Source organism: Nodosilinea sp. FACHB-131 (assembly GCF_014695395.1).
Classification (GTDB): domain Bacteria; phylum Cyanobacteriota; class Cyanobacteriia; order Phormidesmidales; family Phormidesmidaceae; genus Nodosilinea.
The window spans coordinates 35365-48602 of record NZ_JACJOF010000013.1; the positions used below are offsets into that span (position 1 = coordinate 35365).

The 13238-nt window shown below is 57.0% G+C and carries 14 protein-coding genes; 8 read left to right on the forward strand and 6 right to left on the reverse strand.

Features of this window, described 5'->3' with window-relative positions; genetic code table 11:
- Positions 1–2 precede the first annotated feature (2 nt).
- Complete coding sequence (gene hisC, locus H6F75_RS08495) at positions 3–1061, reverse strand: histidinol-phosphate transaminase (RefSeq protein ID WP_190751148.1); 1059 nt, start codon at positions 1059–1061, stop codon at positions 3–5.
- 83 nt (positions 1062–1144) lie between these two features.
- On the opposite strand from hisC, the gene H6F75_RS08500 reads away from it, so the two are divergent.
- Entirely contained in the window at positions 1145–1807 is a 663-nt protein-coding gene (locus H6F75_RS08500; RefSeq protein ID WP_190751151.1) for a glutathione S-transferase family protein, read from the forward strand.
- Positions 1807–3219: a phospholipid carrier-dependent glycosyltransferase gene (locus tag H6F75_RS08505; RefSeq protein WP_190751160.1), complete on the forward strand. Its 1413-nt coding sequence runs from the start codon at positions 1807–1809 to the stop codon at positions 3217–3219. The genes H6F75_RS08500 and H6F75_RS08505 overlap by 1 nt, the downstream gene beginning before the upstream one ends.
- Positions 3220–3224: 5 nt before the next feature.
- Here the strand turns inward: H6F75_RS08505 and H6F75_RS08510 are convergent, their stop codons facing one another.
- Both H6F75_RS08510 and ribE read right to left on the reverse strand, forming a co-directional pair.
- Positions 3225–3710 carry an ATP-binding protein gene (locus tag H6F75_RS08510; protein WP_190751162.1) on the reverse strand — a complete coding sequence of 162 codons (486 nt, stop codon included), beginning with the start codon at positions 3708–3710 and terminating at the stop codon, positions 3225–3227.
- 176 nt (positions 3711–3886) lie between these two features.
- Positions 3887–4546 (reverse strand): riboflavin synthase, encoded by a 660-nt coding sequence (gene ribE, locus H6F75_RS08515; protein ID WP_190751165.1) that lies wholly within the window; start codon positions 4544–4546, stop codon positions 3887–3889.
- Positions 4547–4856: 310 nt separating this feature from the next.
- On the opposite strand from ribE, the gene H6F75_RS08520 reads away from it, so the two are divergent.
- From H6F75_RS08520 to H6F75_RS08540, 5 genes are all read left to right on the forward strand, one after another.
- Entirely contained in the window at positions 4857–5381 is a 525-nt protein-coding gene (locus H6F75_RS08520) for a bifunctional nuclease family protein (protein WP_190522910.1), read from the forward strand.
- Between the two features lie 89 nt (positions 5382–5470).
- The gene (locus H6F75_RS08525; protein ID WP_190751167.1) at positions 5471–6598 is read left to right on the forward strand and encodes an aldo/keto reductase; all 1128 of its coding nucleotides are present in this window, start codon (positions 5471–5473) and stop codon (positions 6596–6598) included.
- A gap of 46 nt (positions 6599–6644) precedes the next feature.
- Entirely contained in the window at positions 6645–7154 is a 510-nt protein-coding gene (locus tag H6F75_RS08530) for a GNAT family N-acetyltransferase (RefSeq protein WP_190751169.1), read from the forward strand.
- Positions 7155–7323: 169 nt separating this feature from the next.
- Positions 7324–8130: a type I methionyl aminopeptidase gene (map, locus tag H6F75_RS08535; RefSeq protein WP_190751170.1), complete on the forward strand. Its 807-nt coding sequence runs from the start codon at positions 7324–7326 to the stop codon at positions 8128–8130.
- Positions 8131–8162: 32 nt separating this feature from the next.
- A complete protein-coding gene (locus H6F75_RS08540) occupies positions 8163–8732 on the forward strand; it encodes a Uma2 family endonuclease (RefSeq protein ID WP_190751172.1) in 570 nt (189 codons plus the stop codon).
- Positions 8733–8824: 92 nt separating this feature from the next.
- Here the strand turns inward: H6F75_RS08540 and H6F75_RS08545 are convergent, their stop codons facing one another.
- Positions 8825–9436: a TetR/AcrR family transcriptional regulator gene (locus tag H6F75_RS08545; protein WP_190751174.1), complete on the reverse strand. Its 612-nt coding sequence runs from the start codon at positions 9434–9436 to the stop codon at positions 8825–8827.
- 95 nt (positions 9437–9531) lie between these two features.
- On the opposite strand from H6F75_RS08545, the gene H6F75_RS08550 reads away from it, so the two are divergent.
- Positions 9532–9954 (forward strand): thioesterase family protein, encoded by a 423-nt coding sequence (locus H6F75_RS08550; RefSeq protein ID WP_190751176.1) that lies wholly within the window; start codon positions 9532–9534, stop codon positions 9952–9954.
- 202 nt (positions 9955–10156) lie between these two features.
- Here H6F75_RS08550 and H6F75_RS08555 read toward each other — a convergent pair whose 3' ends face one another.
- Both H6F75_RS08555 and H6F75_RS08560 read right to left on the reverse strand, forming a co-directional pair.
- On the reverse strand, positions 10157–11452 hold the full coding sequence (locus H6F75_RS08555; protein ID WP_190751178.1) for an ABC transporter substrate-binding protein: 1296 nt from the start codon (positions 11450–11452) through the stop codon (positions 10157–10159).
- A gap of 83 nt (positions 11453–11535) precedes the next feature.
- Positions 11536–13155 carry a diguanylate cyclase gene (locus H6F75_RS08560; RefSeq protein ID WP_190751180.1) on the reverse strand — a complete coding sequence of 540 codons (1620 nt, stop codon included), beginning with the start codon at positions 13153–13155 and terminating at the stop codon, positions 11536–11538.
- Between the last annotated feature and the right edge of the window lie 83 nt (positions 13156–13238).

Consider the following 13238-nt stretch of genomic DNA (forward strand, 5'->3'; position numbering starts at 1 on the left):
CCTTACGAAGCGTGGGTTAAACGGGTTAGGGCGGCGATTAGGGCGTGGTTTTGCTCCTCTGTGCCCACCGAAATTCGCAGCTTGTCGTCTAACCGGGGTTGTTTGAAGTAGCGTACCAAAATGCCCTGCTCTTTTAGGGCCAGATACAGATGCTCTGCATTGCCTTGAGGCGGCGTGGCCAAGACAAAGTTGCCGTGGGAATCGAGCACGGCAAACCCCAGATGACGCAGTTCTTTGGTTAATGCCGCCCGCGAGGATTTGATCTTGTCTATACAAGCGTTTTTGTAGGCCTGATCGCGGATGGCTGCTGTGCCCAGGGCGATCGCCAGGGCATCGACGTTATAGCTGTCTTTGACCTTAAATAACTCGGCTAATATCTTGGGGTGGGCGATCCCAAACCCCAGCCGCAGCCCCGCCAGTGAATAGCCTTTAGAGAGGGTACGCAGCACCATAACGTTGTCGAATTCCTGCACCAGCGACAGCGCTGAACCCTCGGCAAAATCGACGTAGGCTTCATCCACCACGACCAGGCCTGAGGCCTGCTGCGCTAAGTCTCGCAGGTCGGACAGCGCCACAACGTGGCCCGAGGGGCTGTTTGGCGTCGCGATGAACGTAATCGCCCCCTCGGCAGCCACCAGGTCTTTTAAAGGAAATTGGAAATCATCGGGATAGGGAACCTCGACCACGGTGGCAGGTTGCAGCGCCGCCAGGGTGCGATACAGCACGTAGGTTGGGGTGGGGTAGACAATCGGCCGAGCTGCGTCGTCTGCACAGGCGCGCACTAAAAGATTCAGCAGATCGTCGCTGCCGTTGCCGACAATGATCCAATCTGCCGGTACGCCCAAAACATCGGCGATCGCCTGGCAAAAGCTGCGGGCAAAGGGGTCAGGATAGCGCCTGAGCAGCTCATCCTCGAAATGCCGCAGCGCCTCAATCACCTGGGGAGACGGCGGGTAGGGGTTCTCGTTAGAGTTGAGCTTGATGATGCCGGAGCCGGGGCGGGGCTGTTCTCCCGGAACGTAGCCAGCCATCGCATCAATGTTGGGGCGAACGTAACTCATTTACGGCTAAATCGTGGGGAGCAGAGTACTTCCTGTGAAATGCTGGATCACAGAAATTTAACCTGTCGAGGCAAGGTTTGATTATGCTGACCTTTTACCATACCCCGCTGTCGGTTAACTCCCGCCGAGTTTGGGTGGCGCTGCTGGAGAAGAATCTGCCTTTTGAAGAAACGGTCATGAGCATGGGGGGAGAGCAGTTTCAGCCTGAGTTTTTGGCACTCAACCCCTTTCACCACATTCCCGTGTTGGTCGATGATGGCTTCACGGTCATTGAATCCTTCGCCATTTTGGATTATTTAGAAGCCAAGTACCCCACGACTTCGCTGCTGGCAACCACTCCCGAGGGCATCGCCAAGATGCGCATGGTCGAAATGGTGACGGTAAATGAGCTGGTGCCCGCCATCAACCCGCTGATCAAACAGATGATGGGCTTTGGCCAAGAGTCTGAAGAGGCGATCGCCCAGACCAAGCAAAAGGCCGAGGTGGTGCTCAAGTTCTATGCCGACAAGCTGAAGGATGGCCCCTTTTTCTGCGGCGATCAGCTCACTCTGGCGGACGTGGTGGCGGGCACCTTTGCCCCTTGGTTTGAGCAGTTGGGCCTACCCATGGCCGACTACCCCACCCTACAAACCTGGACTAGCCGCCTGATGGAGCGCCCGGCCTGGCAGACGACTCAACCTTCAGCGGAAGCTTTGGCGGCGTTTCGCGATCGCATGAAAGAGCGCATGGCCGCCCAAGGGCAATAGTGATTCGTCGGGTGCCTCTCTGGGGTTGGATGCTGGGGCTGGGGGCGATCGCCCTCAGCCTGCGCCTAGCTGGCCTGGGCCACATCCACGGGCTAGTCTTCGACGAGGTCTACTACGTCCCCTTTGCCCTCGACTATTTACAGGGAACGCCCAGCTTCGATGCTCATCCCCCCCTGGCCAAACACCTGATCGCCCTGGGCATTTGGCTTGGTCAGTGGCCCGCCACCTGGCTGAGTTGGCCCACGGTGGAGGTAGAGGGAGCGCTGGTCAGTCCCCTCGCCTTTCGCTGGCTGAATGCGATCGTGGGCGCGACAGTTCCGGTCTTGTTGGCCGCTCTGGCCTTTGCCCTCAGCTGGGGATATCCGCCCCAACGCCGCCGCACCTTCGCCCTCCTAGCTGGACTGCTAATGACGATGGAAGGGCTAACCCTAGTGGAGTCACGCCTGGCGTTGATCAATATCTACGGACTGGCCCTGGGGCTACTGGGCCAGTGGGCCTGGGTCAGAGCAGGGCAGGCTGAGCATCCCTCCCGCTGGCGCTGGGCAGCGGGCATCGCCTTGGGGGCCGCCATCAACGTGAAGTGGAACTGGGCGGGGCTATGGCTGGGCCTGCTGCTGTGGGAAGTTCTTACAACCCACGGTGAACACTGCAGTGGTCGCCCTCTCCCTAAATCCCTCTCCCTCGGGGAGAGGGACTTTGAAGCTTCCTCTGGCGCCCCTTCTCCCCGAGGGAGAAGGGGTTGGGGGATGAGGGCTAACCCCTGGCGCGGGTGGGTGGCCTACCTGGGCGTAATTCCCCTAGCGACCTACATGCTGCTGTGGCTACCCCATCTGGCGCTGACGGGTGAATCGTTAGTAAGCGTTCACTGGCGGCTCTGGTCTACCCACCAATCGATCGGGGCGGGGGCGGGCCACGATTACTGCTCGCCGTGGCACAGCTGGCCGCTGATGGTGCGCCCGATCGCCTACTTTTACGAACGCACTGGCGGCATGGCCACGACCATTCATGCAATGGGCAACCCGGTGCTGTGGTGGCTGGCGACGGCGGCGATCCTGGCCCTAGGGCTTGGCTGGCTGAGCCGTCAAGTCACGGGTGAAAATCATCGAGTTGGGTCGCTCAGCAATGCCGTGGTGCCGTTTATTCTGCTTAACTACCTCACAAACTGGCTACCCTGGGCGCTGGTGAACCGCTGCACGTTTCTGTACCACGCGATGGGGATGGCGGCGGTTAGCACTCTGGGACTGGCCTGGCTGATGGCGCAGTGGTGGCAGAATCCTCGCAATCGCCCACTGGCTCTGGTGCTGCTGGGGGCGATCGCCTTCAGCTTTCTGTTCTGGCTCCCCCTCTACCTCGGCATCCCCCTCTCGCTAGAAGCTCTCCACCGCCGCTGGCTGCTGCCGGGGTGGATCTAGCCACGTCAGCTATGGATAGTGATCACGTTAAAGCCCTCTTCCGGGGCAGGCGGCACAAAATAGCTGGTGAACTGATCAAAATCAGCCTCAGTTGGCGCATATTCGTGATCGCCACTTTCGTTGCGCAGGCGCAGCCGCCGCTTGCACTCGGCATCCGGCACATCTAGGTAATAGAGAACATGGGCAACTCCGGCGCGCTCAACGATGGCTTTCATCCACTGGCGACTCTTGACCGTGTTAGCAGGAAAGTCGAGGACGACCGAGAGACCCGCTCTCAGCAGCGCCTCAACGTGGATACCCATTACTGTATTGAGACGCGTGCTGTAGCGAACATAGTCGGCTAACGTGTTCAGCTCATCGGGGTAGAGGGTGGATAGCCACTCGTCTTGATTGATCAAAACCGTCCTGGGCTGGCTCGCCAGTTCGCGCGCCTTAGTAGACTTGCCCGCCGCAATTTTGCCGCAAATGAGGTGAAGCGTAACGTCAGCCATTGGAGTCGCTGGGTGCTTAGCCTAACTTTCTTCCTGTAACGCTATAGCTATAGCCAGTTTGATTGAGACATTTTCCAAGCAAACGTTCGAACGTTAAACGTCTCATGGTTTCAAGTCTGATTACGACTATAACAAAGCAAATTTAACCTTAAAGCGGGCTGTATAGGTTAATCGCCTCAGTAGCCATGCTCCGCCAAAAACTCTAACGAAACGCTGTTGCCCGCCGGGGCGTCATCCTTGCCCCCCATAAACTTCTCGACGTACTTGCCCAGCACGTCGCCCTCCAGATTCACTGCCTGGCCGGGGCGTAGGTGTTGCAGCGTGGTCTCATGGTAGGTTACGGGGATCACCGCGACGGCGAACCAGTTGCCGCTAGGGCTACAGTCGGCCACCGTCAGGCTAATGCCATTCACCGCAATGCTGCCCTTGGGCACGATGTAGCGGGCAATTCTGCGATCGCCCACCGTAAAACTGAGCTTCCAGGCGTTGTCGGTTTCGATCGCCGCTTCCAAATGGCCCTGTCCGTCGATGTGGCCGGTGACAAAGTGACCACCAATTTTGCTGCCCACCCGCAGCGACGACTCCAGGTTGACGCGGCTGCCATCGGGGAGGCTGCCCAGAGAGGTGCGATCGAGGGTTTCTGGCGAAACCGCCGCTACAAAGCCATCGGGCAAGATAGTTTCTACCGTCAGACAAATGCCGTCCACGGCAATGCTATCCCCCAGTTCTACGTCGGTGAGGGAGCCGGGCAGTGGGTTGGTCTCCCAGCGTAGGTAGACTTGGGTATCGCCCTTGTGAAAAAGCGTACCCGTTGCTTGAATTAGTCCGGTAAACATGGCTGTAACCTTAAGAAAAATCTCAGGGAAACTGCGACCCACCTAGGGCCCGATCAGGGCATACTTAAAGCAATAATTTTTTTCTTTAGGTTATCCCGTATTCCGTCTGCTGATAGAAAAGCTTAGGTAGACTAGGGGAGCACCCCTCGCCCACAATCGCTTTAGAATCGCCACATTTTGCAATCTCTGGCCTGCCATCTATACGAATCGCCCGGTGCGCGAACCGCCCAGTACACTGGTAATAGTATCGGTTCCAGGCTGACGAACAAACCTAGAGCACGCCAATCAACGGATCCAAGAGGCCAAACCAATGATTGAAATGAGAGTCGCCGGGATTGCCCTAGATGCGATGTCGCGAACTCCGGTAATCTTGCTGCGAGACACCACCGATCGCCGTCAGGTTCCCATCTACATCAGCCGCGAGCAGGCCAATTCCATCATCGCGGTGCTCGAAAACCAGCCTGCCCCCCGCCCCCTCACCCACGATCTGTTCGTCAACCTGCTCGACGAGTGGGATATGACCCTAGAGCGCGTGGTTATCCACTCCCTGCAAGACAACACCTACTTTGCCCTGCTCACCCTCTCCAAGGGCGAAATTCGCCGTGAGCTAGACTCTCGCCCCAGCGATGCGATCGCGATCGCCCTGCGCCTCGACGCTCCCATCTGGGTGATGGAAGAAGTCGTCGCCGAAGCCTCTATCCCCGTCGATACCGATGCTGATGAGGCCGAGAAGAAAGCATTCCAGGCCTTTTTGGCCAACATCAACCCCTCCGACTTCACCCACCGGGGCAAGTCCTCCACCAGCAACGACACGCTGGAAAGTTCTGACTCGTAGAGCATTGGGTATAGGGTCTAAGGTACAAGGTTCAGGGTTTACGGCCATTCCTTAAACCCTATACCTCGCACCCTTAAACCTTTCTATGTATGGACTATCGGCGGTTTGGTCGCACTAATCTATCGCTCTCGGTGCTGTCGCTAGGTACCATGCGCGCTCTGGCGTCTGAGGCCGTGTTTCGCGACACCCTGACCGCTGGGTTGGCGCTGGGCATCAACCACATCGAGACCGCCCAAGGTTATGGCACCAGCGAGCGCTGGTTGGGGGCTTTTCTCAACACGGCAGCGGTGCCAGACAACTTGGTCATCACCACCAAAATTACGCCCCAGCCCAATGCCGCTACCATGGCTCAGCGCATTGAGGAATCCCTGGAACGGCTGGGGCTGACCTACATCCACTGTCTCGCCATCCACGGCCTCAACACCCCCGAGCACCTGGCTTGGGTGAGCGATCCCCAGGGCTGCATGGCGGCGGTGCGACAGTTTCAAGCTGAGGGCCGCCTTGGCCACGTAGGGTTTTCGACCCACGGCAGTCGGGAGGTGATCGAGGGGGCGATCGCCACCAACCAGTTCGATTTCGTCAACTTGCACTACTACTATTTCTTCCAGCGCCACGCCTCTATCCTCGACCTGGCTACCGAGCGAGATATGGGCATCTTCATCATCTCCCCCGGCGACAAGGGCGGCATGCTCTACACTCCGCCCGCCCAGCTAGAGGAACTTTGCGCGCCGTTTACCCCGCTGGAGTTGACCTATCGCTGGCTGCTGGCCGACCCGCGCATCACCACCCTCAGCACCGGCCCCGCTGTGCCCGCAGAATTAGCGCCCCTAGCGAAACTGACGGATCGCACCCAGCCCCTGACCGTCGCAGAACTCGCCGCCCTGGAACGGATTTCGGCGCAGGAATCTGCTGCTCTGGGGAGCGATCGCTGCGCCCAGTGCTACGACTGCCTGCCCTGTCCCGAAGCCATCAATATTCCCGAAGTGCTGCGGCTCAGGAATCTGGCGGTGGCCTACGACATGCAGGCCTTTGGCGAATACCGCTACCGCATGTTTGAGAACGCGGGCCACTGGTTCCCCGGTCGTAAGGCCAACCGCTGCACCGACTGCGGCGACTGCCTGCCCCGCTGCCCCGAAAAGCTAGATATTCCCACCCTGCTGCGCGACGCCCACGATCGCCTGCAAGGCCCCGCCCGCCGCCGCCTCTGGGGCAACTAGGAGTTTATTGCGCAACGGTTTACCGCCATACCCTGGGAGTGTACCGATGGATAGCCCCATTACCATCGAGCCAGCAAAACCCGAAGATGCCCAAGCCCTGCTCGAAATTCACGCGGCGGCGGTGCACCAGACGGCTGCCCCCTACTACTCCCAAGAGATTTTGGACAACTGGTCGCGGCTGCCGATTACAGGTGATCGCATCGAGCGCGTTCGCCAAAGGTGGATTGAGCACCCCGACCGTCGGGTCATTGTCGCCAGACACAACGGGCATGTTGTCGGCTACGGCTTTATCCACACAGGGGGCGAACTGCAGAGCTTGTTTATCCACCCCAGATATGGCCGGCGCGGCATTGGAGCCAGCATTTTAGCCACCCTTGAAGGAGAGGCGATCGCCCTGGGACTCACCGACCTGCGGCTTAATGCCTCTCTCAATGCCGCAGCGTTTTACCAAAAGCAGGGCTTTGAAGTCATTGAGTCAGGGGTTCACCAGCTGGCCTCTGGTCAAGAAATGGCCTGCATTAAGATGTGTAAGACCTTAGCAAACCATGAGCAGTAGAACGTCGGTTGCTATACTAGCGGAATGGCATTTTTGGCATCATCACCCAGGGAATACTGCTGGGAAGGAGCGGTCGGTTTAGACCCTCAATGTTCCTATCGCCGAGAAAATGCCTACTCTATAGCCAAGGCACTCACCCCCCAGCCATTCACCCAGAGCCAAAGATACCGTGGAAGAACAAAAGCAACCCTCCGAAGTCATTACTCTCCTGTCTAGCCGCGAGCTAGAGAAAATGCGCAAAGCCTGCCAGCTCGCCGCCCAGCTGCTCGACTACCTAACGCCTTACGTTAAGCCCGGCGTCAGCACTCAAGAACTGAACGACCTGGCCGAAGCCTGGACCCAAAAGCACGGCGCTAAAAGCGCTCCCCTGGGCTATGCCGGTACGGTGATGCCCTTTCCCCGCTCCATCTGTACCAGCATCAACGAAGTCATTTGCCACGGCATTCCCAACGGCGAAGACGTGCTACGTGATGGCGACATTATCAACATCGACGTCACCCCCATTCTGGACGGCTACCACGGCGACACTTCTCGCACTTTCTTTGTGGGCGAACCTTCCCCCGTTGCGCGCCGTCTAGTTGAAGTCACCGAAGAAGCCATGTGGCGAGGCATTCGCGCGGTCAAGCCCGGTGCTCGGGTGGGCGATATTGGCGCTGCCATCCAAGAATACGCTGAGGGCGAAGGCTTCTCGGTGGTGCGCGACTTTGTGGGTCACGGCGTGCACCGCATTTTCCACGCCGCACCGCAAATTCCCCACTACGGCGAAAAGGGCAAGGGCAAAAAACTGCGCCCCGGCATGGTCTTCACCATCGAGCCGATGATCAATATTGGCAGCTACGAGGCCGAAGTGCTGGTTGACGGCTGGACAGCTATCACCGTCGATCGCTCCCTCTCAGCCCAGTTTGAACACACCGTTGTCGTCACTAAAGATGGGGTTGATGTGCTGACGCTCTCGCCCGCTAAGGTGCTGGCTTAGCAAATTAAATTTGCCGGTTTTAGGGCAACGTCATGGTTGTATCAAGTCATTCCTTTGCAATGACCGCAGAGGCTTACCTGACCTGGGAGCCCTCTCAGGAGCTGCGCTATGAATATGCCAACGGCGAAGTTGTAGCGATGACGGGCGGGACCCTGCCCCATAACGACATCGCTCTCAACCTTTATACCCTGCTTAGACCGCACCTAAAACAACGGGGCTGTCGAGGCAATGTTGCTGACGCCAAGGTCAAAATCACGGCCAATATCTACCGTTACCCTGACCTGGTGGTGAGCTGCGATCGCCGCGATGTTCAAGCTGTAGATGCGATTCAATATCCAAGCTTAGTTGTAGAGGTATTGTCTCCTGGCACAGAGGCGTTGGATCGGGGTAAAAAGTTTGAGGAATATCGCACGCTGCCCAGCCTACAAGAGTATGGGTTGATTAACTCTGCAGCAATGACAGTGGAGATCTATCGCCGAGGTGAAGGGCGGCTGTGGTTGTATTACCCCTATCAAGCTGGAGACTGTATTTCCTTCGATAGCATTGGGGTTACTTGCCCGATTGAGCAAATTTACGAGGGCGTAGTGCTGCCCTTTGTTTAACCGTCAGTTGGCCTGGTTTGCTTCTGCTAGCGCTCATCTCAACCTACAAATCAAAGCTTGACGAAGGCCTAGTCAACACTCGCCAATGGACTTTAGGGTTTGCTTTCAGCCGTTAGCTGAACAATAGAGTTGAGGGCGGCTTCGATGCGCTGCCAGCCATCAGGCGAGCTAAAGTCGATGCCCATAAATGTGCTGCTAGACTTTGTGCGCAGCATTAAATAGACTACCCCTGCCACCAAAACCGCGCTAATTGCCGGAATATCTTTGTCTGGAGGAAACGGGCCTTTAGTCTCCAGAAACTTCAAGCTGTCTAGGGCAAATTTGTCGCGCACATCGGCAAGTTCGCGAGTTAATTCATTGCCTTCTAGCAGTTCCCACCGCAGAATTTCTTGCGTCATGGGGCGCTCTTGCAAATTATCTGAGAATCTTGACAGTAGATAGGCCATCCAGTCGGCCAGGGTTTTAGCATCTACCATAGAATCATCGCCAACCAATTCGTCCACCGTAGGCCAGTAGTCCCCCTCCTGGGCAAAACACTGGAGCAAGCGCGGTAGCCCTTCAAAATAGCGATAAATCAAGACTTTATCGACTCCGGCCTCGCGGGCGATTGCATTTACCCCCAAGCTCTTAAAGCCCGATTCGGCCAAGAGTTTGCCGACAGCTGCCAAAATGCGGGCCTTAGTTTCTTCTTTATCGCGCGCCATAAAGTCCTCTTGCTGACTTGTCACCATCCGGTGACCATGATACCGTGTCACTGAGCGGTGACTTAGATCAATTATTCTTTGGCTGAGCACAGACTATGCACAAACTTCTGTTTGATCTTGAGGTTTATACCTATCAAATTGACTTCGCTGGCCATGTGAATAACTCGGTTTACATCCACTGGATGGAAATTGGCCGCCTCAAGTTGCTAGAAGCCATTGGCATGCCAATCCATGAAGTGCTCAAACAGGGAATCGCGCCCGTTTTAACTCAAACCAACATTATTTATAAGTTGCCGCTGTATTTGGGCGATCGCGTTCAGGCCCAGATGTGGCTGTCTGAACTGCGCAATGCCTCAGCGGTCATGCAGTTTCGTTTTTACAACGGTGACCAGGTGTTGGCCGCTGAGGGCATGCAAAAAGGCTTATTTGTAGATATCAAAACCATGCGTCCCAAACGCCTTTCATCGGAAGAAAGGGCTTTGTTTTCTGCCTATTTAACTGTGGCGGCGGAAGTCTAAGTCTTGGCCCATGAATTTAGCTTCCCTATCTAACTTCGAGCTACGGCACCCTTAGTGCGGGCTGACACATCCATGACCAGGGTGTTTTTGAGCAGTTTGCCGACGCCAACTGGCATGGTGGTTTGCTCTCTTAAATCATATTGTTTGTCAGCAACCCCCGAGGGAAAACCAAACTCCTTGCGGGGGCGATCGCCATGCACCCCTACTCAGATTCTGGGGGCCAGGTGGCGTCGATGTCGCTGAGCACGGTGTCTAAGTCTTGGCCATCAACATAGTCGACAATTCCCGACCAAAAGGCACCCGTGCCGATCGCCCCCGGCATCAGATCAGCACCGTCGAAGCGCAGCACATCGGCATTGCGCAAAATCTCGGCTTGCCTGCGGGTGAGGTCGTCGGGGTAGGCGTCGAGGCTCACCTGGCGGTGCGGGGAAATGTAGCTGCCCAGCCCGGCCCAAATCGCATGAGGTTCGGGGGTGGCCAGATAGGCCATCAGGGCGCGCACCGCTGGCGTGTCGTTAAACACGCCGAAGACGATGCCGCCCAAAATCACTGCGTTGCCCTGGGTTGGGTCCATCGGCGGTAGCGGGAACACGCTGAGGTTGACGCCGGGTTCGATGGTTTCTGGCAAAAATTCGACAATAAAGCTGGCCTGGTGGTGCAGGTAGCAGCCCGGTGGGTTGGCAAATAGAGGCAGCGGGGCTTCCCCAAAGGGGGTGCTGAGAATGCCGGTGGTGCCGCCCAACACCGCGTCGGGGTTGAGGGCGATCGCCCCAAAGCCCTCAAACGCCGCCTTTACCTGCGGGTCAGCAAAGGGAATCTCGTGGCTCACCCACTGGTCATAGACCGCTGGCCCCGCCTGGCGCAGCAGAATGTCTTCAACCCAGTCGGTGCCGACCCAGCCGGTGGCCTGGCCGCTTTCCATGCCCATGCACCAAGGTTTGCTGCCGTCGGCGACGATGCGATCGCTCAGCGCTTCCATCTCGGCCCAGGTTTCCGGCACGGTGTAGCCCTTGGCCTCGAAAGCCTGCGGGTTGTACCACACCAGGCTTTTGACATCGGCCCGCATCCAGAGGCCGTAAACATCGTCTTCTAGACTGACCAGATTTAGCAGGTACTCGTCGTAGGCATCGCCCAGGGTGGCGCGATCGATAAAGTCGGTGAGGGGTACCATCTGACCGGCTTCAGCAAAGTCCATCATCAGTCCCGGTTGCGGGAATAGGGCCATATCTGGCGGGTTGCCCGAGTCAACTCGCACCGGCACCAGGGTGGTAAAGGCGTCGCTGCCTTCGTAGATAATTTCAATCCCAGTTGCGGCGGTAAAGGGAGCCATAGCGGCCCGCATCTTGTCTTCGCCCACGCCGGTCAGGGTGCCCAGAATGGTGATCGTATCGCCGGACTGAACTTCTGTAGTTTGGGGAGCGTTGGACTGTGATCTACAGCCAACCATGACAACGCTGAAGATGAGCGTAAGCCCGACGAACTGGGGAAGTTTTTTCATGGTGGTGGCCTGACTCAGTTGGCTTGTATGGCCCTAACCTTAGGCCAGGTTGCGCTACTGTGCCAGCCCTGCGAAAAGAATCCTTATTCCCCATAGACTACGCGGTTGCGTCCGGTTTGCTTGGCTCGGTAGAGTGCCCGGTCAGCGATGTCGATCAGATGTTGGGGCGACTTGTCGACGGTGGGAATCTGGCAGGCCACCCCAACACTGACGGTGACATAGATCGTCTCGGTGGCCGTTTCAAAATTTACGATGTTGAGGTTGCAGATGCTGCGGCGAAGAGTTTCGGCAATGGTGAGTGCCCCCGAAAGATCGGTATTGGGCAAGACGACGACAAACTCTTCACCCCCATAGCGGGCGACTAAATCGGTAGGGCGATTGACCACGCGCTGGCTGGTTTGGGCGACGGTGGTCAGGCAAGTGTCTCCAGCCAGGTGCCCGTGGCGGTCATTAAATTGCTTGAAATGGTCAACATCAAACATGATCAGCGAGAGGGGCAACTGGCTGCGGCTCAGGCGTTTCCACTCCTGCTGAAGAACGACGTCAAAATGGCGACGGTTAGCAATTTTAGTCAGGGCATCCTGGCGGCTCAGTTCATTCAAGCGTTGGTTGGCCTGCTCTAGGGCCTGGTTGGTCTCGGCCAGCCGTTTAGCTTGGCACTGGAGTTTTGCCAGTAGATCGGCCTGCTGCACGGCGATCGCTAATTGATCGGCCACCTGCTCCAGCAGATCGACCTCTCCCGTGCTCCACTGGCGGTAGTCACTACAGGTCTGAGCGATCAAAAACCCCCAAAGACAGTTTTCTCCTTCGTCCTGCGCCTGTAGCACCGGGGCAATGATGGCCGACTTGGCCGCGATCGCCTGCATCAAGGGGCCGAGGCAAAGGTCAGCATCCTGCTGCTCTAGGTCGGCGACAGCACCCACGGTGCTCTGACCATAATGTTGATAGCAGGTTGACCGCAGCCCTTGCCCCTGACACTGGTGAGCGGTGGCGGCTATAGGGCAGTCAGTCTCATGGGTAACCTGAATGACCTCTCCGCCGTGGCTTGAGGTGAACTGAAAAATCAGGGTGCGATCGACGTGCAGATGACGCTGCACCTCCTCGGTGGCGGTGGCCAGAATATCTTGCAGGTCCAGGGTTTGTCGAATGCGTTGGGTAATCTGCCAGAGAGTGTGGTCTTGCTCTGCCTTCTGCTGGAGAGCAAGTTCTGCCGCCTTGCGATCGCTCAGGTCTTGAATCAGCGCAAAATAGCCTTTCACCGCACCCTCAGTGTCGAAGTCAGGCACCAGAGTGGCTTGCACGTAGCGCGTCCCCGCTAGGTCATAGTTTAGAGCGGCCTCATAAACTACCTTTTCTCCCGCTAAAACTCGATCGATATTGGGCTTGGCCTTTTCGTAGGCGGCAGTGCCAATGACTGTCTCTAGGGAGCGACCATAGAGATCCTCTGGCTTGATGCCAAACCAGTCTTGATATGTGCCATTGACGTACTGATAGCAGAGGTTTTTGTCTACGTAGGAAACGCAAGCAGGCAGCGAATCTACTATTTGCTGCAGCAGATGCAGCTGAGCATAAATTTGAATCTGCTTGTTCACAGTCTCTTCGTGCCGCCATGCCGTTGGGGAGAGCTGCAACTCCGATGACTCTGGAGTAATCTCGTTCCAAAAGCGGGGAGACTGCCGTTTACCTCTAGGCACCTTGGCCATAGAGAAAATCCTCTGGTGGTAAAGTGAGCAGAACGGGTGCCAGAGTCGAAGTATTCCCTGTTCAGCATTGTTCTTCGTTAAGG

Coding starts and splice junctions, on each gene's coding strand:
- hisC (WP_190751148.1), bottom strand. CDS start 1,061: ATGAGTTACGTTCGCCCCAACATTGATGCGATGGCTGGCTACGTTCCG.
- H6F75_RS08500 (WP_190751151.1), top strand. CDS start 1,145: ATGCTGACCTTTTACCATACCCCGCTGTCGGTTAACTCCCGCCGAGTT.
- H6F75_RS08510 (WP_190751162.1), bottom strand. CDS start 3,710: ATGGCTGACGTTACGCTTCACCTCATTTGCGGCAAAATTGCGGCGGGC.
- ribE (WP_190751165.1), bottom strand. CDS start 4,546: ATGTTTACCGGACTAATTCAAGCAACGGGTACGCTTTTTCACAAGGGC.
- H6F75_RS08520 (WP_190522910.1), top strand. CDS start 4,857: ATGATTGAAATGAGAGTCGCCGGGATTGCCCTAGATGCGATGTCGCGA.
- H6F75_RS08525 (WP_190751167.1), top strand. CDS start 5,471: ATGGACTATCGGCGGTTTGGTCGCACTAATCTATCGCTCTCGGTGCTG.
- H6F75_RS08530 (WP_190751169.1), top strand. CDS start 6,645: ATGGATAGCCCCATTACCATCGAGCCAGCAAAACCCGAAGATGCCCAA.
- H6F75_RS08540 (WP_190751172.1), top strand. CDS start 8,163: ATGGTTGTATCAAGTCATTCCTTTGCAATGACCGCAGAGGCTTACCTG.
- H6F75_RS08545 (WP_190751174.1), bottom strand. CDS start 9,436: ATGGCGCGCGATAAAGAAGAAACTAAGGCCCGCATTTTGGCAGCTGTC.
- H6F75_RS08550 (WP_190751176.1), top strand. CDS start 9,532: ATGCACAAACTTCTGTTTGATCTTGAGGTTTATACCTATCAAATTGAC.
- H6F75_RS08555 (WP_190751178.1), bottom strand. CDS start 11,452: ATGAAAAAACTTCCCCAGTTCGTCGGGCTTACGCTCATCTTCAGCGTT.
- H6F75_RS08560 (WP_190751180.1), bottom strand. CDS start 13,155: ATGGCCAAGGTGCCTAGAGGTAAACGGCAGTCTCCCCGCTTTTGGAAC.